General features: G+C 52.3%; 23 protein-coding genes. 4 read left to right on the forward strand and 19 right to left on the reverse strand.

Going from position 1 to position 22,754, the window contains the following annotated elements; all coding sequences use genetic code 11:
* Positions 1 to 44: 44 nt before the first annotated feature.
* The 5 genes from ACLD11_RS08645 to ACLD11_RS08665 all read right to left on the reverse strand — a co-directional run bounded on the left by ACLD11_RS08645 (position 45) and on the right by ACLD11_RS08665 (position 4,026).
* The gene (locus tag ACLD11_RS08645; RefSeq protein WP_227242248.1) at positions 45 to 998 is read right to left on the reverse strand and encodes a transketolase family protein; all 954 of its coding nucleotides are present in this window, start codon (positions 996 to 998) and stop codon (positions 45 to 47) included.
* A complete protein-coding gene (locus ACLD11_RS08650) occupies positions 991 to 1,821 on the reverse strand; it encodes a transketolase (protein WP_411014789.1) in 831 nt (276 codons plus the stop codon). The genes ACLD11_RS08645 and ACLD11_RS08650 overlap by 8 nt, the downstream gene beginning before the upstream one ends.
* Complete coding sequence (locus ACLD11_RS08655; protein WP_001522266.1) at positions 1,818 to 3,209, reverse strand: PTS ascorbate transporter subunit IIC; 1,392 nt, start codon at positions 3,207 to 3,209, stop codon at positions 1,818 to 1,820. The genes ACLD11_RS08650 and ACLD11_RS08655 overlap by 4 nt, the downstream gene beginning before the upstream one ends.
* A gap of 20 nt (positions 3,210 to 3,229) precedes the next feature.
* Positions 3,230 to 3,502: a PTS sugar transporter subunit IIB gene (locus tag ACLD11_RS08660; protein ID WP_000699818.1), complete on the reverse strand. Its 273-nt coding sequence runs from the start codon at positions 3,500 to 3,502 to the stop codon at positions 3,230 to 3,232.
* Between the two features lie 80 nt (positions 3,503 to 3,582).
* Positions 3,583 to 4,026 (reverse strand): PTS sugar transporter subunit IIA, encoded by a 444-nt coding sequence (locus ACLD11_RS08665; protein ID WP_000901810.1) that lies wholly within the window; start codon positions 4,024 to 4,026, stop codon positions 3,583 to 3,585.
* Between the two features lie 252 nt (positions 4,027 to 4,278).
* Here ACLD11_RS08665 and ACLD11_RS08670 point away from each other — a divergent pair, with 252 nt between their 5' ends.
* On the forward strand, positions 4,279 to 5,298 hold the full coding sequence (locus ACLD11_RS08670; RefSeq protein ID WP_000026946.1) for a LacI family DNA-binding transcriptional regulator: 1,020 nt from the start codon (positions 4,279 to 4,281) through the stop codon (positions 5,296 to 5,298).
* Between the two features lie 5 nt (positions 5,299 to 5,303).
* Here the strand turns inward: ACLD11_RS08670 and yfcD are convergent, their stop codons facing one another.
* The 3 genes from yfcD to yfcF are packed head-to-tail and all read right to left on the reverse strand — an operon-like array spanning position 5,304 to position 7,166.
* Positions 5,304 to 5,858 (reverse strand): NUDIX hydrolase YfcD, encoded by a 555-nt coding sequence (yfcD, locus tag ACLD11_RS08675; RefSeq protein WP_000230215.1) that lies wholly within the window; start codon positions 5,856 to 5,858, stop codon positions 5,304 to 5,306.
* Positions 5,859 to 5,914: 56 nt separating this feature from the next.
* Positions 5,915 to 6,466, reverse strand: a complete 552-nt coding sequence (gene yfcE / locus ACLD11_RS08680; protein WP_411014790.1) for a phosphodiesterase — start codon at positions 6,464 to 6,466, stop codon at positions 5,915 to 5,917.
* A 55-nt stretch (positions 6,467 to 6,521) separates the two neighbouring features.
* Complete coding sequence (yfcF, locus tag ACLD11_RS08685) at positions 6,522 to 7,166, reverse strand: glutathione transferase (RefSeq protein ID WP_411014791.1); 645 nt, start codon at positions 7,164 to 7,166, stop codon at positions 6,522 to 6,524.
* Positions 7,167 to 7,308: 142 nt separating this feature from the next.
* On the opposite strand from yfcF, the gene yfcG reads away from it, so the two are divergent.
* Together yfcG and ACLD11_RS08695 are read left to right on the forward strand one after the other, a co-directional pair.
* Positions 7,309 to 7,956 (forward strand): GSH-dependent disulfide bond oxidoreductase, encoded by a 648-nt coding sequence (gene yfcG, locus ACLD11_RS08690; protein ID WP_000566562.1) that lies wholly within the window; start codon positions 7,309 to 7,311, stop codon positions 7,954 to 7,956.
* A gap of 125 nt (positions 7,957 to 8,081) precedes the next feature.
* Positions 8,082 to 8,975, forward strand: coding sequence for a TIGR01777 family oxidoreductase (locus ACLD11_RS08695; protein WP_001166274.1), 894 nt, complete (start codon positions 8,082 to 8,084; stop codon positions 8,973 to 8,975).
* A 51-nt stretch (positions 8,976 to 9,026) separates the two neighbouring features.
* Here the strand turns inward: ACLD11_RS08695 and hisP are convergent, their stop codons facing one another.
* The 10 genes from hisP to ACLD11_RS08745 form a co-directional block, all read right to left on the reverse strand.
* Positions 9,027 to 9,800, reverse strand: a complete 774-nt coding sequence (gene hisP, locus ACLD11_RS08700) for a histidine ABC transporter ATP-binding protein HisP (RefSeq protein ID WP_001293591.1) — start codon at positions 9,798 to 9,800, stop codon at positions 9,027 to 9,029.
* 13 nt (positions 9,801 to 9,813) lie between these two features.
* Positions 9,814 to 10,521 carry a histidine ABC transporter permease HisM gene (gene hisM, locus ACLD11_RS08705; RefSeq protein ID WP_000569771.1) on the reverse strand — a complete coding sequence of 236 codons (708 nt, stop codon included), beginning with the start codon at positions 10,519 to 10,521 and terminating at the stop codon, positions 9,814 to 9,816.
* Positions 10,518 to 11,204: a histidine ABC transporter permease HisQ gene (locus ACLD11_RS08710; RefSeq protein ID WP_000965498.1), complete on the reverse strand. Its 687-nt coding sequence runs from the start codon at positions 11,202 to 11,204 to the stop codon at positions 10,518 to 10,520. The genes hisM and ACLD11_RS08710 overlap by 4 nt, the downstream gene beginning before the upstream one ends.
* Before the next feature lie 180 nt (positions 11,205 to 11,384).
* The gene (gene hisJ / locus ACLD11_RS08715) at positions 11,385 to 12,167 is read right to left on the reverse strand and encodes a histidine ABC transporter substrate-binding protein HisJ (RefSeq protein WP_183058686.1); all 783 of its coding nucleotides are present in this window, start codon (positions 12,165 to 12,167) and stop codon (positions 11,385 to 11,387) included.
* A 237-nt stretch (positions 12,168 to 12,404) separates the two neighbouring features.
* Entirely contained in the window at positions 12,405 to 13,187 is a 783-nt protein-coding gene (gene argT / locus ACLD11_RS08720) for a lysine/arginine/ornithine ABC transporter substrate-binding protein ArgT (RefSeq protein ID WP_000754418.1), read from the reverse strand.
* A 288-nt stretch (positions 13,188 to 13,475) separates the two neighbouring features.
* The gene (locus ACLD11_RS08725; protein WP_001727041.1) at positions 13,476 to 14,045 is read right to left on the reverse strand and encodes a UbiX family flavin prenyltransferase; all 570 of its coding nucleotides are present in this window, start codon (positions 14,043 to 14,045) and stop codon (positions 13,476 to 13,478) included.
* A gap of 26 nt (positions 14,046 to 14,071) precedes the next feature.
* Entirely contained in the window at positions 14,072 to 15,478 is a 1,407-nt protein-coding gene (locus tag ACLD11_RS08730; RefSeq protein ID WP_411011493.1) for an amino acid permease, read from the reverse strand.
* A 63-nt stretch (positions 15,479 to 15,541) separates the two neighbouring features.
* A complete protein-coding gene (locus ACLD11_RS08735; protein ID WP_411014792.1) occupies positions 15,542 to 16,645 on the reverse strand; it encodes an alanine/ornithine racemase family PLP-dependent enzyme in 1,104 nt (367 codons plus the stop codon).
* Position 16,646: 1 nt separating this feature from the next.
* Positions 16,647 to 18,068, reverse strand: coding sequence for an APC family permease (locus ACLD11_RS08740; RefSeq protein WP_000072512.1), 1,422 nt, complete (start codon positions 18,066 to 18,068; stop codon positions 16,647 to 16,649).
* Between the two features lie 90 nt (positions 18,069 to 18,158).
* Complete coding sequence (locus ACLD11_RS08745; RefSeq protein WP_000132306.1) at positions 18,159 to 19,556, reverse strand: diaminopimelate decarboxylase family protein; 1,398 nt, start codon at positions 19,554 to 19,556, stop codon at positions 18,159 to 18,161.
* Between the two features lie 210 nt (positions 19,557 to 19,766).
* Here ACLD11_RS08745 and ACLD11_RS08750 point away from each other — a divergent pair, with 210 nt between their 5' ends.
* Positions 19,767 to 21,194, forward strand: a complete 1,428-nt coding sequence (locus ACLD11_RS08750; protein WP_000168925.1) for a sigma-54 interaction domain-containing protein — start codon at positions 19,767 to 19,769, stop codon at positions 21,192 to 21,194.
* 35 nt (positions 21,195 to 21,229) lie between these two features.
* Here ACLD11_RS08750 and purF read toward each other — a convergent pair whose 3' ends face one another.
* The gene (gene purF / locus ACLD11_RS08755; protein ID WP_000334205.1) at positions 21,230 to 22,747 is read right to left on the reverse strand and encodes an amidophosphoribosyltransferase; all 1,518 of its coding nucleotides are present in this window, start codon (positions 22,745 to 22,747) and stop codon (positions 21,230 to 21,232) included.
* Between the last annotated feature and the right edge of the window lie 7 nt (positions 22,748 to 22,754).

A 22,754-nucleotide genomic window follows, 5' to 3' on the forward strand; every position in this document is an offset into this window, starting at 1 on the left:
AAATGCCGGATGAGCATCAGCGCCATCCGGCAATATCTCCATGATTAAAGCAGTGATTTCGCGGCTTCTACAATCGCTTCGGCGGTGAGTCCGTACTCTTGTTGTAAGAAATCCTGCGTTCCTACCTGCCCATAACGCTCTTTGACGCCAACACGGCGCATCGGCACCGGGCAGTTTTCCACCAGCACTTCCGCCACCGCTGACCCCAGTCCATTATGGATGCTGTGGTTTTCACACGTGACGATACGCCGCGTTTTTTCCGCGTAGTTTTTCACCAACATGCGATCGATAGGCTTTAAGGTGAACATATCAATGACCGCGGCGCTCACGCCTTCCTGCTCCAGTTGGCGCGCCGCCTCCAGCGCCTCCGCCACCATAATGCCGTTGGCGATAAGCGTAATATCATCGCCCTCGCGCAGTACGTTGCCCTTGCCAATGGTAAAGGTAGAGCCTGGCGCATAGATACTTTGCGCCTGCTTACGGATGGTACGCAGCCAGTAAAAACCGTCCAGGTCCATTAGTTGGCGTAAAATATCCGCGAACATTACCGCATCCGTCACCTCCAGTACTACGGAGTGCGCCAGCCCGCGAACAATCCCCATATCTTCAAAAGACATATGGGTGCCGCCGTTATGGCACGCCGTCACTCCGGCATCGGAGGCGATCACTTTGACGTTGTTACGCTGATAATCCAGCGCCATAAAGAGCTGATCAAAACAGCGACGGCTGGCAAAAGCGGTAAAGGTATGCACAAACGGTTTGCGACCGGTCAGCGCCAGTCCCGCCGCAGTGCCAATCACATTCGCCTCCATAATACCGCAGTTAATGACATGCTGCGGGTAGTCACGCGCCACGCTGTCCATCGCCATTGAGCTCATTAAATCAGCCTCAAGCGCAATAATTGGGCTTCCGGCCTCAATCTGCCCGGCGACAAAACCGGCGTAAACTTTGCGCATTTCGATATCGTCTTTAAGCCCTGCGGGCGCAAGCTTAATCATGCATGACCTCCAGTTGATGAATGGCCTCATTGAGCGTCTGCTTCATGCCATCCGTCAGGCGTAAGTGGTGAGAATTCGCTAACTGCTCCAGGCATGGCACCCCCTGCCCTTTAATGCTGTCAAGGATCACTACCCGTGGCTGGGCATCGGCGGGCGGCACAGGCTGAACCACCGCCAGTAGTCCGGCAATATCATCGCCTTTGACGGTGACGACATCGAAACCAAACGCGCGGAATTTCCCTTCCAGATCGAATGGATTGATAATCTCCTCCAGCTCGCCGTCAAGCTGCTGTTTGTTCCAGTCAATGAAAACGGTCAGATTATTCAGGCGGTGGTGGGCAATAAACTGAAACGCCTCCCAGCACTGCCCTTCATTCAGCTCGCCATCGCCGACAATGCAAAATACCCGGTTGGGTCGCCGCGCCAGTTTATGCGACAGCGCCATTCCGCCCGCAATAGAGATGCCCTGCCCCAGTGAGCCGGTCGTGGCGTCCACGCCGCGCGTTTTTAGCCGATCCGGATGGCTGGGAAGACGGGTGCCGTTCTGGTTAAGCGTATTCAGCTCTTCGCGCGGGAAATAGCCTTTAATCGCCAGGGTACTGTACAACGCGGGGCCCGCATGGCCTTTCGACAGCACGAAGTAATCGCGCTCCGGCCAGTCCGGGTCGGCAGGGTCGATTTTCATCACCGCGCCGTACAGAACCGCCAGAGTTTCCACTACCGACATGCTGCCGCCATAGTGACCAAAGCCAAGATGGTTTAAGGATTTGAGCGTGGCGACGCGAATGTCGCGCGCCAGTTGGGTGATTTCGGTTACGTTCATTCTTTCGCTCCGCTATTTTCCTGCACTTCGGCAGTCGCTTTTTTGTTTTTGGCCAACACGTTGTACGCCACCAGTAGCGCGAATAGCGCCACCACCAGCCCCGTGATAGCCATCGGCGACAGATAACGCGCCAGGTTGCCCAGCAAAATACCGATTACGCCAAAGTCAGCATCCGAGAACGTGGTATTGGCGAAGCCGATCGCGCCGAGAACCGGCAGTAACAGCACTGGCAGGAAAGTGATTAATAGACCATTAGCAAATGCGCCGATCATCGCCCCGCGGCGACCGCCGGTGGCATTGCCAAAGACGCCTGCGGTCGCGCCGGTAAAGAAGTGCGGCACAACGCCTGGCAGGATCAACACAAGCTTCATCTGTCCAAGCAGGAACAGTCCCACCAGCCCGCCGAGAAAACTGAACAGGAAGCCAATCAGTACCGCGTTAGGGGCATAGGGATACACCACCGGGCAGTCCAGCGCCGGACGCGCGTTTGGTACCAGTTTTTCTGAAAAGCCGGTAAAGGCCGGAACAATTTCCGCCAGAATCAGACGGACGCCTTGCAGAATGATGAATACGCCGGCGGCGAAGGTGATTGCCATGATGATGGCGTACACCAGATAGTTTTGCCCGCCGCTAAACGTCGCTTCGACATATTCACGCCCTGCGCTGACTGCCATGATCAGATAGATAATCATCATGGTCAGCGAAATCGAGATAGAACTGTCGCGTAAAAAACTGAGGTTTTTCGGCAGGTTCATCTCTTCCGTGGAGCGGGAGCCTTTACCACACAGGCTGCCAATCCAGCCGGAAAGCACATATCCCAGGGTACCGAAGTGACCAAACGCAATGTCATCGGTACCGGTAATCCGCCTCATGTAGCGCTGAGCCAACGCCGGGAAGAAGGCCATCACCAGCCCCAGGATCAGCGATCCGGTGAAGACCAGCCCTACGCCCTCGAAACCCGCCACGGTCAGGATTACGCCAATCATACAGGCCATGTAAAAGGTGTGATGCCCGGTCAAAAAGATATATTTAAGACGCGTAAAGCGCGCCACGACAATATTGGCCACCATACCAAATGCCATAATTAACGCCGTGGACGCACCATATTTCTCCAGCGCGATTGAGACTATCGCTTCATTATTAGGAATAATACCCTGAATATTAAAAGCGTGTTCAAACATACCCCCTAGCGGATTTAATGAACCCACCAGTACGGTTGCGCCGCCGCCAAGCACAATAAAACCTAAAATGGTTTTAATCGTGCCTTTTACCACATCGGAAAACGCTTTTTTCTGCGCCACCAGACCAATCAGCGCAATTAACCCTACAAGCACCGATGGCACTTTTAAAATATCAACAACAAAATTTAGCGTTTCAAGGATAAACATATCCACCTCGCCAGCAATAATTATTGTTTAGCGAACCATGCGCGCAGCTGCGTTTCCAGTTCGTTGATGTCGATGATGTTATTGATCACCACCAGTTGGCTTTCCGGTACGCTGGCGCTGGCCGCAATATCTTTGGCCATTACAAAAAGATCGGCGGCCCCGGGCGTGGCCGATGAGAGATCGGAGTGTTCCACTTCAGCGTCAATATTGAGTTTCTTTAATACTTTTTTAATGTTCATTTCTACCATAAAACTACTACCCAGGCCGGAACCGCAAATTGCCATGATTTTCATTATTGTCACCTTTTAAAAGTAGAGTTGGTCTGCATCACGCACGGGCGTAATGTTATTTACCGCAAGAAAATGGAATAAAATCAGAAACGGTCAATAATCGTTTTAATGTCCTCCAGGTTTTTTGCCTGATGTAATTTTTCCATATCTACATCACTGGAAAATAATTCTGCCAGCGCCGATATCATTTCGATATGACTGTGCTTATCAGGCGCCGCCAGCATAATAATGATGTCAACCGGATCGAATTCGTCTGCGCCAAATGAAACGCCGCGCTGTAGTTTCAGTAACGATAAACCTAACCCTTTCGCCCCCTCTTCCGGCCTCGCATGTGGCATCGCTAACCCTGGCGCTAATACATAATACGGCCCAAGCTTTTGGTGCTGCTGAACAATCGCCGTAATGTATTCCGGTGCGATAACACCTGCGTCCAGCAGGGGTTTGCCGCAAATTTCCAGCGCCTGCGGCCACGTTTCCACGCTCTCCTGTAGCGTGATGGTTGCGTCAGATAACCAGGTTCCCAGCATGTTATTCGCCCCCACGGTGTATGAAATTATGAACAAACTTTATTCAAGCCATTCGATATTAGCTGCGATCGTTATCACAAAGATAGCGCTACCAGCGACTATTACTCAGAATTGTGATAGCGCTATCAAATTAAAATCATGGTGTGAAATCACAGCAAAAAAGCGGATTTAAGGCGTATACTGCCAGTCATGCGAAGCAAAGAACGACAATAAAAAAGCATCTCAACATGTTGTAATGACGCAGGAATTTGTATGTCGATACCCCGTAAACGGCGCAGTACCGGTAAAGTGACTATCGCCGATGTAGCCCAACTTGCCGGTGTAGGCACGATGACCGTATCACGAGCCTTACGCACGCCGGAACAGGTCTCTGATAAACTCCGGGAAAAAATCGAAGCGGCAGTGCATGAGCTGGGCTATATGCCTAATCTCGCCGCCAGCGCGCTGGCGTCTGCCTCCTCGCACACCATCGCGATGGTCGTACCGAACCTTGCGGAAGCGGGGTGTTCTGAAATGTTCGCCGGGCTGCAACAAATTTTACAGCCCGCAGGCTACCAGATTATGCTGGCGGAATCGCAGCATCGCGTGGAACAAGAGGAGAAGCTGCTCGAAACGCTGCTGGCCTCCAACATTGCCGCGGCGATTCTGCTTAGCGTCGAACATAGCGATACCGTGCGCCAGTGGCTGAAAAATGCGTCTATTCCGGTGATGGAAATGGGCGCAATTCGCAGCGATCCTATTGATATGAATATCGGTATTGATAACGTTGCGGCAATGTATGAGCTGACGGAAATGCTGATTCAGCGCGGTTATCAGAATATTGGGCTGCTATGTGCCAATCAGGAGCAGTGGATTTTTCAGCAACATCTGCACGGCTGGTACAAAGCGATGCTTCGCCACCATATGTCGCCAAACCGGGTGATTAATGCCGCCTTGCCGCCCAATTTTTCTACCGGCGCGTCGCAACTGCCGGAGTTTTTACTGGCGTGGCCGGAGCTGGACGCGCTGGTATGCGTATCGGATGAGCTGGCCTGTGGCGCGTTATACGAGTGCCAACGACGGCGGATCAAAGTTCCGGACGATTTAGCGGTTGTCGGGTTTGGCGATAGCGATGTCAGCCGGGTCTGCCAGCCGCCGTTAACCACCATGGCCGTACCGCACCGTAAGATTGGCAGTGAAGCCGGACGGGCGCTGTTGGAAAGGTTAAATCAGGGAAACTGGAGCGATCGAAAATCCATCGCCTCCAGTTTATGTATGCGGGAAAGCTGCTAAAACGCTTATTCCGTTTCTTCCGGTTTCTCCTGAAGCGCGGCTTCGTTTTTGGCGTTGCGGGTCATCCACAGCGCCAGCGCTTTGAGCGAGTCCGGCGTAAATTCATCACAGCGCGCGGTGATCTCCTCCGGGGTCAGCCAACACACTTCGCTGACTTCATCTTCCTGAAGCGCGAAAGGCCCGTGGGAAACGCAGCTAAACAGCGCGCCCCAAACCCGGCAATGTTGGTCTTCAAAGTAAAACAGACCGTGTTCGGCAAACGGCACGCCTGCAATACCCAACTCTTCTTCCGCTTCGCGGCGGGCAGATTCCAGTAGCTGCTCATCAGCCTGGACCACGCCGCCTGCGGTAGCATCTAACATACCGGGCAAAAAATCTTTTGTTTCGGTACGACGCTGTACCAGAATTTTACCCATACCATCATGAACGACGATATACGTCGCACGATGCCGTAAGCGTTGCGCACGCATCTGTTCCCGGCTGGACTGTGCAATGACTTCATTGTCTTCATTCACAATATCCACCCATTCCGTACTTGCCAAACGACGCTGTTCCACCATCAGGAAACCTTCTTATTTCTGGCGCTCTTACGGCGCATTTACGTTTGTGAGGTAAATTACGAGTTAATTGCAACCTGCGCAATGATACTTTGATCATTGAGTGCGATTACGCTCAACACATTATCATCCAGAATGCCGTAGCTTGCCGCATACTCGCCTTTCGGGATGCTCACTGACCCAGGATTAAAGTGATACAGTCCTTCCTGCTGTTGCGCCACCGGCAGATGCGTATGACCATAGACCAACACATCGCCAGTATGCAGAGCGGGCAGATTCGTCGGCCCGAAGAGGTGCCCATGCGTTAAAAATAGCCGCCTCTCTTGCGTCAATATTTGCTGCCACGGCGCAGTTATCGGGAACTGCAGCAGCATCTGATCCACTTCGCTATCGCAGTTGCCGCGCACGGCAATGATTTGCGTCGCCACCGCGTTCAGGCGTTCGGCAACCTGGGCAGGCGCATAGCCTTCAGGCAGCGCATTGCGCGGGCCGTGGTTAAGGACGTCGCCCAATATCACCAGCCAACGCGCGCCGCTTTGCGCGAACCGCTCAAGCACGCGTTCCGTGGCGGGTAAAGAACCATGAATGTCCGATGCGAACATCAGTTTCATCGCTCACTCCTCGTTGTGAAAAACGGCGTTATGATACTGGAATATGAATAGATTTTCAGCCTGAACGCTTCGAGGAAAGCGCAATAAAACGCTGTACGGAAGCACGTTGCCACTGGAATGTCGCATACGCCGCCAGCGACGCCGGCACGTCATCGCCATGCAGCGCCAGACGATTAATCATCAATGCCAGATCGGTATCGGCAATGCACCATTCACCAAATAAATTTTGCGTCCCCTGCCCCAATAGCGCTTCAGCCGTCGCAAACAGTTTTGCCGCACTGGCTTTTCCAGCCTCGCTTAGCGGCGCTTTTTTCGCCCCGGCAAACACCACGTCGGTAGGCCGTTCTTCGCGAAGCGGCAGTAAATCGCTGCGTAGCCACGCCTGAATCTGTCGCGCGCGGGCGCGTTTTTGTAAATCGTGCGGGTAGATACGCTCCCACTGCGGCGGCGCGAAACGCTCCTCCAGGTATTCCGCAATAGCGGACGACTCGCTCAACTCAAAATTGTCTGCCTCAAGCACCGGTACGCGCTGCGTCAGCGCATATCCCCGCCAGCCAGGTTGCAGATGTTCTCCCTGGTCCAGATTGCGGGTTTTCAGAGTAAAGGAAAGCCCTTTTTCTTGTAATGCCACCCAGGCGGACAAGACGTAGGGAGAGAAAAAGTTCGCATCCGACCACAGCACAATAACAGGCTTACTCATAATGTCCTCTTGAGGGCGTATTAGGTTTCTTCCCAAAATATAGCGTCTTTCGCCTGCTGTCACCTGATGAAAACTCACACACATCAGGAGGCTTTCTATACTTAATTCAGCCCAGACTCTTTACGCATATGCAGGAGCCAAAATGATTGACCTTTACTACGCCCCCACGCCCAACGGGCATAAAATAACGCTGTTTCTGGAAGAGGCGGAGCTGGCGTATCGTTTGCTAAAAGTAGATATCAGCAAGGGCAATCAGTTTCGCCCTGATTTTTTGGCTATCTCTCCCAATAATAAAATTCCTGCCATCGTCGATCACGCCCCGGCAGACGGCGGTCAACCGCTTAGTCTTTTTGAATCCGGCGAAATTCTTCTCTACCTGGCGGAAAAAAGCGGCAAACTGCTTAGCGGGGAGCTGCGTGAACGCCATACCACGCTGCAATGGCTGTTCTGGCAGGTCGGCGGGTTAGGGCCGATGCTGGGCCAGAATCATCACTTTAACCATTTTGCGCCGCAGGCCATCCCCTATGCGATTGAACGCTATCAGGTTGAAACGCAACGCTTATACAACGTCCTGAATAAACGCCTGGAAACCTCCCCGTGGCTGGGCGGCGACCACTACAGTATTGCGGATATCGCCAGTTGGCCGTGGGTTAACGCACATCAGCGTCAGCGAATCGATCTTGACACCTACCCGGCGGTGTATAACTGGTTTGAACGCATTCGCACGCGTCCTGCGACAGCGCGCGCACTGTTACAAGCGCAACTGCACTGTAACAGTGCGAAAGCGTAACGCGGTGGCATACATCATGTATGATGTAGAGGTGTATACACGGAAAAAACCTGCGTCCGGCACCCTTATTCGTATTAAAAACCTGACATTAGGGAAGAGGAAATCCTCCCTACTCTGGAGGTCATATGCAGATTCTGATTACCGGCGGTACGGGCCTGATAGGGCGTCATCTCATTCCCCGGCTGTTAACACTGGGGCACCAGGTGACGGTCGTTACGCGCAATCCCGATAACGCGCGTCAGATTCTCGATTCCAGAGTGACATTATGGAAAGGGCTTGCGGAACGTGAGCACCTCAATGAGATTGATGCCATCATCAATCTGGCGGGCGAACCGATTGCCGACAAGCGCTGGACGTCGCAACAAAAAGAACGGTTGTGCCAAAGCCGCTGGGCTATCACGCAAAAGTTGGTGGATTTAATTCATGCCAGCGCAACGCCGCCCTCGGTGTTGATATCCGGCTCCGCCACGGGCTATTACGGCGATCTGGGCGACGTTGTCGTCACTGAAGATGAGCCGCCGCACAACGAATTTACGCATAAACTTTGCGCCCGTTGGGAACAGATTGCCTGTCGTGCGCAGAGCGACCAGACCCGCGTCTGCCTGCTGCGTACCGGCGTTGTCCTGGCGCCGCAAGGCGGGATTCTGGGGAAAATGGTTCCGCCGTTTCGCCTCGGACTCGGCGGTCCGGTGGGTAATGGTCGGCAATATCTGGCCTGGATTCACATCGACGATATGGTCAACGGCATTCTGTGGCTGCTGGATAACGATCTTCGCGGTCCCTTCAATATGGTCTCGCCGTATCCCGTCCATAATGAGCATTTTGCTCATGCTCTGGGTCGCGCGCTGCGCCGTCCGGCGATTATTCGCATTCCGGCGACGGCAATTCGCTTATTGATGGGAGAGTCGTCAGTGCTGGTGCTGGGCGGTCAGCGGGCGCTGCCAAAACGGCTTGAAGCCGCCGGATTCGCATTTCGCTGGTATGATTTAGAAGAGGCGCTGGCGGATGTGATTCGCTAGTTCCCAAAGCGCCGTATCCTGCCCGGTAAGCGATGCGCCGCCGGGCTTCTTTTATTTCAGCGAGCCTTTCAGGAATTGCTGTAAACGCGGGCTTTGCGGATTGCCGAACACCTGCTCCGGATCGCCCTCTTCTTCAATTTTCCCCTGATGCAGAAAAATAACGTGCGAAGAGACATGGCGGGCGAAGCCCATTTCATGCGTGACCACCACCATCGTTTTGCCTTCTTCCGCCAGTTGTTGCATGATGCGCAACACTTCGCCGACCAGTTCAGGATCGAGCGCCGAAGTAGGTTCATCGAACAGTAAAACGTCAGGTTCCATCGCCAGCGCGCGCGCAATAGAAACGCGCTGCTGTTGGCCACCGGAGAGATGGACGGGATATTTGCCCTGAGCGCGCTCATCAATCCCCACCTTCGCCAGATATTTCAACGCCCGCTCGCGCGCGTCGTGCTTGCTTAATCCCAGTACCTGAATCGGCGCTTCCATCACATTTTCCAGCACCGTCATGTGGCTCCAGAGGTTGAAGTGCTGAAACACCATCGTCAGGCGGGTACGCAACAAGCGTAGCTGATTTTTATCCGCCACTTTGAGCTGCCCGTCTTTATCGCGCACCAGATTAATGTTCTGACCGTTCACGATAATCGCGCCTTCGCTCGGTTTTTCGAGGAAGTTAATGCAGCGCAAAAAAGTGCTTTTACCGGAGCCGGACGAGCCGATAATGCTAATCACATCTCCGGCGCGGGCCTGCAGCGATACCCCTTTCAGCACTTCATGACCACCGTAGCGTTTGTGCAAATCGATAACGTGTAATTTATTTTCTGACATCATGTTACTCGAATTATTTAGAGGACACGTGCTGCAACCAGCGTCTTTCCGCCCGGCGGAACAGGCTTATCAGGACATACGAAATGAGTAAATACAACACGGCGGCAATGCCAAACGCGGTAAACGGCTGGTAAGTCGCTGAGTTAATATCACGGGCGATTTTCAACAAATCCGGCACCGTCGCGGTAAACGCCAGCGCCGTAGAGTGCAGCATTAAAATCACTTCGTTGCTGTAGGCAGGCAAGGCGATGCGTAATGCCGACGGTAAAATAATGCAGCGATACATTTTAAATGACGAGAAGCCATAGGCCCGTGCCGCTTCAATTTCACCGTGCGGCACCGAGCGAATCGCCCCGGCGAAAATTTCCGTGGTGTACGCGCAGGTATTCAGCGTCAGCGCCAGTACGGTACAGTTCAGTCCGCTGCGGAAAAACGCGTTAAGAAGATCGGTGCCTTTGACTATCTCCAGCGTATACATCCCCGAATAGAATACCAGTAGCTGTACGTACAGCGGCGTGCCGCGAAAAATATACGTAAACAGCCAGATGGGAAAACGGATGAATTTATTACTGGAAACGCGACCTACCGCCAGAATCACCGCCAGAAGACCGCCCATCACCACCGATGAAATTAACAGCCACAGCGTAATCGCCACGCCGGTAAAACGATAGCCATCCGTCCACAGCAGGGATTTCCAGTACTCCTGAATGATCTCAATCACAAATCGGCCCTCTTCACGCCCACGGAATAGCGACGCTCAAGTAAGAGCAGCACACCATTGGAAACGGTGGTAAATACCAGGTAGATAAGTCCACAGACCACGGCAAAATAGAAAGGCTCCCAGGTGCTTTTACCGGCAAGCTGCGTGGCTTTGACGACATCTTCCAGGCCCAGCAGCGACACCAGCGCCGTCGCTTTGAGTATCACCTGCCAGTTATTGCCGATCCCCGGCAGGGCGTAACGCATCATCGCCGGGAACATAATCCGCCGGAAGGTTTGCCCGTGGGTAAAACCAAAGGCCGTCGCCGCCTCGATATGGCCTTTCGGCACCGCCATAAACGCGCCGCGAAAGGTTTCGGTAAAATAGGCGCCGTAGATGAAACCAAGGGTGATAATACCGGCCACCATCGGATCAATATCTATCTGGTCGATACCCAGCGAATCGGTCACCACGTTAAGCGCGATTTGCAATCCGTAAAATATCAGCAGCATTAAGACCAGATCCGGCACCCCGCGAATCAGGGTGGTGTACCCTTCAAAAATAAGCCCCGTTACCCGGTTTTGCGAAAGCTTCGCCCCCGCGCCGACAAGACCGATAAGCACGGCCAGCACCACGGAACTGAGCGCCAGTTCCAGCGTGACGATCGCGCCCTGTAAAATTACGCCTGAAAACCCGTACAACATGCAGCCTGTCCTGTTGTGTGTGGTGAAGTAAGAAGCCTCTTTTGCATTTTTGCCTCACATCACGCCGGATGGCGGCTGTGCCTTGCCCGGCCTACGATGCTCCGTAGGCCTGACAAGCGCAGCGCCATCAGGCAATGCAGACAGTCAACATTCTTTGGGCTTTATCTGCACCGACGGTGATTAACCGCCATAAACATCAAAAACAAAGTACTTTTTCGCCAGCTTTTCGTAAGTACCGTCAGCACGCATTTCAGCAAAGGCTTTATTCAGCGCTTCGCGCAGCTCGTTATCTTCTTTGCGCAGCCCCATACCGGTTCCTACGCCGAATAACTTCTCATCTTTCACCGCCGGGCCGCCGAATTTATAGTCTTTTCCGACAGGCTGTTTAAGGAAACCTTCGCTGGCCGCGACCTCGTCCTGGAACGCTGCATCAATACGGCCCGCCGTCAGATCGGAATAAATGTTGTCCTGCCCCTGGTAAGAGACGATCTCAATCCCTTTCGGCGCCCAGTGCTCATTGCCGAAGGTCTCCTGCGTCGTCCCCTGTAGCACGCCGACGCGCTTGCCTTTCAGCGACGCGACGGTCGGCTGAATATCAGAGTTCTTCGCCACCACCAGACGGGAATCAGCGGCGTAAAGCTTGTCGGTAAACGCGATTTCCTGCTGGCGCTTTTCAGTGATGGACAGCGAGGACATGATGGCATCAATTTTCTTCGCTTTTAAAGACGGAATCAGCGCATCCAGCGGGTTTTCCACGAACGTACACTGTGTGTCGATACGTTTGCACAGCTCTTTGGCCAGATCGATATCAAAGCCGACCAATTCACCTTGTGCATTTTTGGATTCAAACGGTGCGTATGTAGGATCGGTACCGATACGAATCTTTTGTGGAATAGCGGCAAATGCTGCGGTAGCGCTGGAAAATGCCAGCACCAGAGAAAGGGATAACGCCAGTTTTTTCATAACTATCCTCAACAGACTGTCTTTCCAGGAGATCTTTACAGATCCGATGCGACTATCGTGCCATTAATCAGGCCGACAAGGCAAAGCATTCTACCTTGTCAGCCGGTTTATTTTGCATAAAAATCGATTAAGTATGCATTTATGCGCCTGTTCCGCAACGGCTTATGCACCAAAAAGGTGCATAACATCTATTTTGCACCGTGATAGTTCCCCAGCGCGGCGCGTTATCCCCTTCCCTCAATCGCCGTAGACATTAAAATCGAAGTACTTTTTGGCCATTTTGTCGTAAGTTCCGTCCTGGCGCAGTTCGGTCAGCGCTTTATCAAACGCGGCTTTTAGCTCGGTATCGTCTTTACGCAGCCCAACCCCCGTCCCGTCGCCAAAATATTTTTTATCCTTCACGGAAGGACCGGCAAACGCATACTCTTTGCCCGCTGGCTGCTTCAGGAATCCTTCGCTGGCGGCGACTTCATCCTGCAATGCGGCGTCCAGACGACCGGCGGTCAAATCGGAATAGATAAGATCCTGGTTGGCATAAGCCACCACATCCACACCTTTAGTGCGCCAGTTATCATTGGCGTAAGCCTCTTGCGTGGACCCTTGCAGCACGCCGACATGCTTGCCTTTCAGCGATTCCAGCGTCGGCTGAATGGGAGACCCTTTTGCCGCAATCAGGCGTGAATCCGCCGCGTAAAGTTTGTCGGAAAACGCAATTTCTTGCTGGCGTTTATCGGTGATAGAGAGCGATGAAATAATGGCATCGATCTTTTTCGCTTTTAGTGAGGGAATAAGCGCATCAAAGTCGCTGGCGACCCAGGTACATTTCACCTGCATACGCTTACACATTTCATTACCGAGATCGATATCAAAGCCAATAAAGTCGCCTTTGGCATCTTTCGATGAGAAAGGCGCGTAGGTGGTATCTGTTCCAATACGAACCGTTTGCGGGAGCGCGGCGTAACTGGCCGCCGTCGCGCCCAGACCTATCAGCAAAGACAAAGCGAGAACGGTCTTCTTCATACATACCCCTCAAGTGGCGTCATTTTCTTATGTTTTACGTGGTGTTGTGTGTTTGCAGACTTTTTCATGCAGGTCTTATGCCATTTTCACGTCAGCAAAACGATTCGACGTTAAATTTGTTAATAAAACGTTGCAATATTGTCCTGATGTTGAAGATAGCAGGTATGACGGTTGAACCGCAGCGTTTCGGCGGCTTTTAACGAATTAAATGTTGAGGATATGATCGCGGTTACAAAATTGCCCTGAAACAGGGCAACAGGGACAATAATGCACGCTAAACAGACAACGCTATGCGCCCTGCCAGCGAACAAAAAGATCGTGCGGAAGGGGGATATCAAACTGATCCAGCACTCGGTTAACCGTTTGATTTATAACATCATCTAACGTCTGAGGAAGATGATAAAAAGCCGGAACCGGCGGCATAATCACCGCGCCTATCTCAGCGGCCTGGGTCATTAAACGCAAATGCCCGATATGCAGCGGCGTTTCACGCACACACAGCACCAGAGGTCGCCGCTCTTTTAATATCACATCCGCCGCGCGGGTAAGCAGTCCGTCAGTATAACTGTGGACAATCCCCGACAGCGTTTTAATCGAACAGGGCAAGATAACCATTCCCGCCGTCGGGTAAGAGCCCGAGGAAATGCTGGCGGCAATGTCGCGCGCATCGTGCGTCACATCGGCCAGCACCTGCACCTCGCGCAGCGAAAAATGGGTCTCCAGCGCCAGCGTTTGCCGGGCCGCCTGGCTCATCACCAGATGCGTTTCCACGCTATCGACATCGCGCAAAATTTGTAATAAGCGCACGCCATAAATCGCTCCGCTGGCGCCGCTAATTCCTACAATGAGTCGTTTCATGTTCTCTTACCGTTTACGAGCGCCGTTCATCCCACTGTGTTACGTAATCGGCTCAAAGTGGGTCTGAAGAGATACCATGACAAAAGAATCCCTATCATAAAAGCCAGCTCAACCAACATTATCACTACCCCTTGCTCACTAAACCAGGTGCCGACCATAATGGCAAAATTGGTGATAATGACAAATCGGGCCGTCCAGGGGAAAAGCGGCGATCGATAGCGTAGCAAATCGCTGGCGTACGTTCCATTACGCACCGATTGCCGGAAGCGATACTGGCACCATCCGATGGTTATCCATGCCAGGCAACCCACCTGCCCGGTACTGGCGATCAGATATAAATAAAATTGCTGTGCGGGAATATAGCGGGTCAGCAACGACACCAACGCCAGCAAGGCCGTGATTAAAATAGCATACACCGGCACGCCGCCGCCGTTCGTTTTACCAAAGCAGGCTGGCGCAAAGCGATCGCCTGCCATAGACCACAGCATACGCGAACTGGCGTAAATGGCCGAGTTAGCGGCAGAAATCGCGGCGGAAAAGATCACCAGCGTCATCAGCGTATCCGCCCCCGGAATACCCGCGTGGGAGAATACCCATACAAAGGGGCTTTGTCCATTTGGCGTCAGTCCATGCGGATAGACCAGCGCCAGCACCGCAATCGCCAGGCCGTAAAATAAAATGATTCTGAGACCGATCCCCAGGATCACTTTCGGTAAAATAATGTGCGGCGATTCGGTCTCCCCTGCCGCATTTCCTACCAGTTCCACCCCCTGGAAAGAGTAAATCACGATCGTCATACAGACCACAATTTGCTCCCAACCGTGGGGAAACCACATTCCGTCTGCTTTTAATGTCGGGTGCCAGTCGCTATGGCCCATTAGCGAGTAGATCATGACCCCGCCCGCGCAGATAAACAGCACGATCGCGAAAACCTTAATGGCCGAAAGCCAGTATTCGCATTCGCCAAAACTTTTTGCGGAGGTGAGATTGATGGCCGTCAGGATGAGCAGAATCGCCAGGCAGAACATATATACCGGAACCGCGGGGAAAAACTGATGAGCAATAAACCCTGCGGCAGTGAGGTCGGCTGCCAGGGAAAAGACCCAGCTAAACCAGTAAAGCCAGCCAATGGTATAGCTCCAGCAAGGTGACGGCATAAACATCAGCGCGTAATGTTGAAATGAACCGGAGTGAGGAAAGGCGCATGATAATTCGCCAAGACACATCATCGTCGCCAGCATAATGGTTCCGGCAAACAGATAGGCCAGTAAGGTTCCCGCCGGCCCGACGCTGCTTAACGGTTCGGCAATGCCGATAAATAAGCCGGTGCCAATCGTGCCGCCCAACGACATCATCAGCAGGTGCCGCTTCTTCAGGTTACGTCGCAGACCGCCTTCAGGCTCTGCTGGCGGTGATTGTTGCAGGGTATCCATCGTTACTCCCTGTCTTTCGTGAGGTCAAAGATGCCGCCGCGACATCGCCGCGGCGGTTATGCGTTAACGCGTAAACCTCCAGGCGACGCCTTTGGTCTGGCAGGCCATTAACAGGCCCGTATAATCCAGCTCAAAGCGAATCACATCGCCTACTTTTAGCGACTGACGGCAATCTTCAATATCCACCAGCGTATGATCGCTGGTTTGCCCTAAGATAGTGATAGCGTCGTCGCATGGCACACAGTTATCCGACGGCACATCCTGACGACCAAACGCCAGCAATGCGCGTCGGCGTATGCCACGATCGACAAAGGTTTTACTTTGCAAAAAGGCATCGACGCCCAGCTCCCCGACCGGGACGGTCGGTTTACTGTTCAGTTCGATGATTTCCGCTTCCAGGATATACATATCGGAACAGGCTTTATCGACCGGTTTTGCGGAGTGGTGAAATTCATTCAGGTATTTCATGTCCACATATTCAATGCCGAATTCATGCAGTCCGCCGATGCGCAGATGATTCAGCCCCTGCGGCCAGATACCTTTATCCAGCAGGTGATAGCTGGTGCAGTTTCCCGCAGAAAGCCGCCGGACAGGAATACCGCTGTCAGCTTCCAGCCGGGCGGCCAGCGCCAGAAAATCCTCGCCATTTTTTACCGTTGGCAACACGGTGCCGTAACAATTAAAGTTGGTGCCCAGTCCATATAATTCCAGACCGGGCAGACCAGTAATCAGAGTCACGGTCTCAAGAATGCGTTGATATTCACCAAACCAGATACCCTCGCGTAAATCGCCCATATCCACCATCAGTAATACCTGATGCGTTTTCCCCTGGCGTTGGGCTTCTTGCGATAATGCCCGTAATACCACCGGCTCGCTATTTAAACTAATATCCGCGTAGCGCACCACATCTTCGATTTCACTCAGACACGGGCTGCGTAACAGGCAGGTCGTACATCCTGTCTCGCGTATTTTTTTCAAATTATAGGTTCGTGATTCAGCAATAACGGTAATTCCGCCGTTGAACACCGCCTGCGCGGTTTCCACGCAGCCGTCAAAAACTTTATTGACAGCCATCACGTCAATACCGCTGCTTGCCAGCAGAGCTTTTTCCGTGCGGGCGTTTTCTTCCAGCTTGCGTAGATTTATTTCCAGAACTGGCATATACATTTTATTTTCCTCCCGCCATGCTTAAACGGGCATTACGTTTCTGCGCCCGATGGTAAATGTACTCCGCGACGACAACCGCCAGCACGGCTCCGCCAATAATTTTCCCGGCGTACTGGAAATATCCGCCCATATCAATTTGAGAAGGCGGAATAAATAACAGCGCAACGGCAAAGGCGATAGAAAGAAAGCCCAGCGCGGGTAAAATAGCCGGTAAAACCTTGCCCGGAATTTTAAAACTTCTTGGCGTATCCGGCTGAGTCTTACGTAAACGCCAGAACGCCGGGAACATCACCAGATAAGGAATAAAATAGGTGATGGTCGTTAGCGCCGTTAACATCCAGTAAGCCGCCGCAACGCTTGGCGAAATAAAAGTCGAAAAACACAGGACCGTGACAATAATCGCCTGTACAGTCAAGGCAAAGGCGGGCGTTTTCCACACCGGATGTAATTTGCCAATTCGGTCCCCCAGCAGATTATCTTCACGCGAGGCTTCCTGGAGCATATAAATCGGCCCCACCAGCCAGGAGTTAATTTGCCCGAGAGCGCCAAAAAACATACAGATGGCCATAACAGGAATTAACCACGGCATATGCAGCGTGTCCGCAGCAGCATGCATAGCCTGCATGACGCCTGCCACAATGTCGGTTTTCCCGGCGGGTAAAAGCGTATTTAGCGCCCAGGTGCCGACCATATAGATCCCAACGATAACGGCAGCGGAGACGGCCATCGCTCGCGGAAAATCACGCTGTGGATTACGGGTACGCCCGGCAATCATCGGGGCGACCTCCAGTCCGGCAAACGCAAACATCATGCTGGATAAGAAAACGATCGTATCCCAGTGTCCGAGATCCGGAATCCAGTTTTTCGCTGTAGTGTAGTCCGTCTGCATCTGGTGTCCGGTACATAGCCATACCACCGCCAGTAAAATGAGGATGGCGGAGGGAATAAATACGCCGCACCAGGCGCTGATGCTATTAATAATTTTTGTCCATTCCATCCCACGGATATTCATCAGCGTTAATAGCCAGAAAATTACCGCGGAACCAATACCGATAAATGCTTTATTTTCCGCCAGGCCGCCGCCGATCATATAGCCCAACGCGGTAAAGCCGAATTGCAGCATTAATGGGAAAAACAGTACGCAGGAAAAGAGAAAACAAACCACGACAATCCATGCAATACGTTTACCAAATGCCTCTTTAATCCAGACAAATATCCCGCCATCTTTCGGCCAGCCGGTTGACAGCTCGCCGCATACCATCGCTAAAGGAAAAAACAAGCAGAATGCGGCTATCACCCATAACAACATGGCCGATGCCCCGTAAGGCGCCACGTTAGGGATTTGCCGCAAACTCAGAATAGCGATGACATTCATAAAGACAATGTCTTTGATGCCAAGTAAGCCAGAATTTGTGTTACTCATGGCCATCTCCTGTTATGCATTCAGGCATCACTGCCCTCTTCTTATCATCTGACGACGGGCTTCAGCATAAAACTGAAGCCCAAAACAGTATTAATAAATGTCGTACTTGACCATATCTTCGTAACTGTCTTCCCGACGAATCAGACGCGTCTCACCATTTTTATCGATCATCACCACGCCCGTGCGCGGACGGTTGTTATAAACGGTTTGACTTTCAATGGTGTATGCCCCGGCATCAAGAAACGCGACAATATCGCCAACATGAGTCTCCTTCGGCAGTAAAAACTCTTCGCCTTTCACTCCCATGTGGAAATAATCTCCACCATCACACAGCGGCCCGGCTAATTTTATCCAGGCGTCGTGCGCTGCCGTCATGCGAGAGGCGTTATAGACATAAAAGAACCAGTCAAAATGCTGGCTGTCAGAGAGTACGCTGTAACCAGCGTCGACAAATTTCCATTCAACGTGGCATTCCACATTGCCGTTAAGATCGTAATTTGTTTTACGTTTTTCGCAGGAGACTTCCGTCAGTAACACCGCCGCCGACCCGGTCACTTTACGTCCCGGTTCAATACATATTTCCACATCGGTACGCCATTTATGCACTTCGCGAATGACCGCATCGGCAAAATCCTGGGCGGTAATACCGGCATACATATTATCTTTTAACGGGTCGCCATTCTCATCGTCATATTTATAGGGAACCGGAATTCCGCCGCCCACGTTGATCAAATCAAATTTAATACCGAGCACCTCTTCCAGGCGACGGGATTCATCCACCAGCACTTTAGTCGCTTTTGCGAAAGGCTCTGACTCCGGCACCTGATCGCCCACATGCATATGCAAGCCGCGCAAATGCACATAAGGCATCGCCAGAATGCGGCGGCAGGTTTCTTCCGCCTGTTCCAGGTCGAGACCCGACTTCGCATGGAAAGCAGTAACCAGTTCCGCATGCGTCGCCGAGGGAACATTCGGCTCTACGCGGACGCAAACATTGGCGACTTTCTTCAGCTTGCGAGAGATGGCATCAATATGTTCCAGCTCATACAGGCTATCAACATTAATAAGATACAGATCGTTGGCGATAGCATATTCCAGATCGGCAGGCTTTTTCACCACGCCGTTGAAGACGATCTGATCGCCGCGAAAGCCTATCTCCAGACACTTGCGAACCTCATATTGTGAGTTTGCCTCCGCGCAAATTCCGGCGTCACGAATGGCTTTCAACACCCCCATGACCGAGCAGGTTTTTGACGCAAAGAAGGTTTTGGTATTTTTATGCGCCGCAAATGCCTGCTGGATTTCATGAATGTTACGAATAATCTCCGGCTCAGAAAACACATAGAACGGCGTGGGGTACTGGCGCGCCAGAGCGTCCAGATCGACCCCTTCAAAACACAAATGACCGTCTTTGTGCTGGAAACGGCGATCGCCGTTGATTACCTGCTCACGTAGCTGGTTGTAATTCTGCATAATCGAGTCAGTCATAACGCCCTCTGCTTAATGTTTATGGTAAAAATCCGCATTCTTTACAGGGATAAGGCAAAAGGTATGCCACTATTTTTTATCAAAATAATCAATTACTTATAAAAATAAGCTGTTTCTCATTTTCGTCATTGAGTTTGCTATTCATCACAACGACGAAAATTCGTCACTTTTATAATGGCAACATGAACAATAGATATGAGGAATGCATGTATGGCATCCACCAATCAGGAACTGGCCTCGGCGCTCAGGATGTTTTCCCGCTTTTTCGATTTGATTCATCAGCCGTTGGCCGTCATTAATGAGCGTGGTGAATACGTTTACTACAATCAGGAAAGCGCGGATCTGGACGGCTACAGTATTGAACGGGCAATGGGAAAACATATGCTGGATGTCTATCCGGGCATGAAAGAGACCCAAAGTACGATGCTTTCATCGTTAAAAAAAGGCGTGGAATACATTGGCCATTATCAAATTTATTACAATGCGCGAGGCCAGGCCGTTGACTATCAGCACACCACCGCGCCGCTCTATGCAAGCGATGGCGGCATGGTCGGCGTTATCGAAATCGGCAGGAATATGTCCGGCGTCAGGCGGCTCCAGGAGCAGGTGGTAGAACTGAACCAACTGCTGTATGCCGATCACCATGAGAAGCACCATGCCATTATTACCGAAAACCCGGAAATGCTCAGTAATATCGCCAAAGCCAAACGGCTGGCCGCCAGTAATATTCCGGTGACGATTGTCGGGGAGACGGGTACGGGTAAGGAGCTATTTTCCCGCCTGATCCATCAATGCAGCAAGCGGGCGAATAAACCATTTATCGCCCTGAACTGCGGCGCTCTACCGCCTACGCTTATCGAAAGTACGCTTTTCGGCACCGTGCGCGGCGCCTATACCGGCGCGGAAAATAGCCAGGGCTATCTGGAACTGGCAAACGGGGGAACGCTCTTTCTTGATGAGCTGAACGCCATGCCGATAGAGATGCAAAGTAAGCTGCTGCGATTCTTGCAGGATAAAACCTTCTGGCGGCTCGGCGGACAGCAGCAGCTCCACTCTGATGTCAGGATCGTTGCCGCCATGAACGAAGCGCCCGTCAAATTAATTCAACAAGAACGTCTGCGGGCAGATCTTTTTTATCGGTTGAGCGTCGGAATGTTGACGTTACCGCCGCTGCGTGCCCGCCCGGAAGATATTCCCTTACTGGCGAATTATTTTATTGATAAATACCGTAATGACGTGCCGCAGGATATTCACGGATTAAGCGAGACGGCGCGTGCTGATCTGCTCAATCACGCCTGGCCGGGTAATGTCAGGATGCTGGAAAACGCGATTGTACGCAGCATGATCATGCAGGAAAAAGATGGGCTGCTCAAACACATCATTTTTGAACAGGACGAGTTAAATTTAGGCGTACCGGAAACCGCGCCGGAAAATCCCCTTCCCTCGTCACCCGATCCGCAGTATGAAGGGTCGCTGGAGGTACGGGTTGCCAACTACGAAAGGCATTTAATAGAAACCGCGCTGGATACGCATCAGGGGAATATTGCCGCCGCGGCCCGCAGCCTTAACGTATCGCGCACCACGTTACAGTACAAAGTACAAAAATACGCTATTCGCTTCGGCGTGGTGCGTAATTGACATCGGCCAGCGGCATCGCGCCGCTGGCAAAGCCATTAGCCTTCGTTATGCATTTCCAGGTTTTCCATTTCGTTCTGGAACAGCACCGCTTTGGCGTCGTCATTACGTAATGAATCCAGGAAGTCGAGGTATTGCTGGTCTACGTCTTTGGTGACATATACCCCGTTAAATACCGAACATTCAAACTGCTGGATATCCGGGTTTTCCGCGCGTACGGCTTCGATCAGATCGTTCAGATCCTGGAAGATAAGCCCGTCTGCGCCGATGATCTGACGAATCTCATCCACCTCGCGACCATGCGCGATCAGTTCATTGGCGGTCGGCATATCAATGCCATAGACGTTGGGGAAACGAATTTCCGGCGCGGCGGACGCCAGATAAACCTTCTTCGCGCCGGCTTCCCGGGCCATCTCGATGATCTGCTCTGATGTGGTGCCACGCACGATGGAATCATCCACCAGCAGGACGTTCTTATCGCGGAATTCCGCGCGATTAGCATTGAGCTTACGGCGCACGGATTTACGGCGTAGCTGTTGGCCCGGCATGATAAAGGTACGTCCCACGTAACGATTTTTGACAAATCCCTGGCGGTACGGCTTGCCGAGAATACGGGCAATTTCCAGTGCGATATCGCAGGAGGTTTCCGGGATAGGGATCACGACGTCGATGTCCAGATCTTCCCATTCACGAGCGATTTTTTCGCCAAGTTTGGTGCCCATATTCACACGAGCGCTGTAGACGGAGATCTTGTCGATAAAGGAGTCCGGGCGAGCAAAATAAACGTACTCAAACAGACAGGGGTTACTGACCGGGTTATCCGCGCACTGGCGCGTGAACAGTTGTCCCTTTTCGGTAATATAGATAGCTTCGCCCGGCGCAACATCGCGCAGGAATTCAAAGCCCAGCGTATCCAGCGCCACGCTTTCAGAAGCGACCATATACTCCGTACGACCATCGCCAACGTCACGCTTACCCAGCACTAACGGGCGAATGCCGTGCGGATCGCGAAAAGCCACCATGCCGTGGCCGATAATCATCGCCACGCAGGCATAGGCGCCGCGGATTTGACGGTTAGTCGCGGCAATCGCGGCAAAAATATTGTCGGCTTCCAGCGGATAGTGACGGAAGTTGTCGAGCTCGCTGGCGAAAATATTGAGCAGGATTTCGGAATCGGAGGTGGTGTTGATATGACGGCGCTTTTCTTCAAACAGCTTTTTACGTAGCTCGTGCGCGTTAGTCAGGTTGCCATTATGGGCCAACGTGATGCCATACGGCGAGTTAACATAAAAAGGTTGCGCTTCGGAAGCGCTGGAGCTGCCTGCGGTAGGGTAGCGCACATGGCCGATCCCCATGTTGCCCTGCAAACGCTGCATGTGGCGAGCTTCAAAAATATCGTTCACCAGTCCGTTTGCCTTACGCAAGCGGAAGCAGTTATTCGCATCAATGGTGATGATACCGGCAGCATCCTGACCACGATGCTGGAGCACTGTTAACGCGTCATAAATCGACTGGTTGACCGGCATAACACCGGCGATACCGACAATACCGCACATACGTCAT

Source organism: Salmonella sp. 741265116_PST (assembly GCF_046567715.1).
Classification (GTDB): Bacteria; Pseudomonadota; Gammaproteobacteria; order Enterobacterales; family Enterobacteriaceae; genus Salmonella; species Salmonella enterica.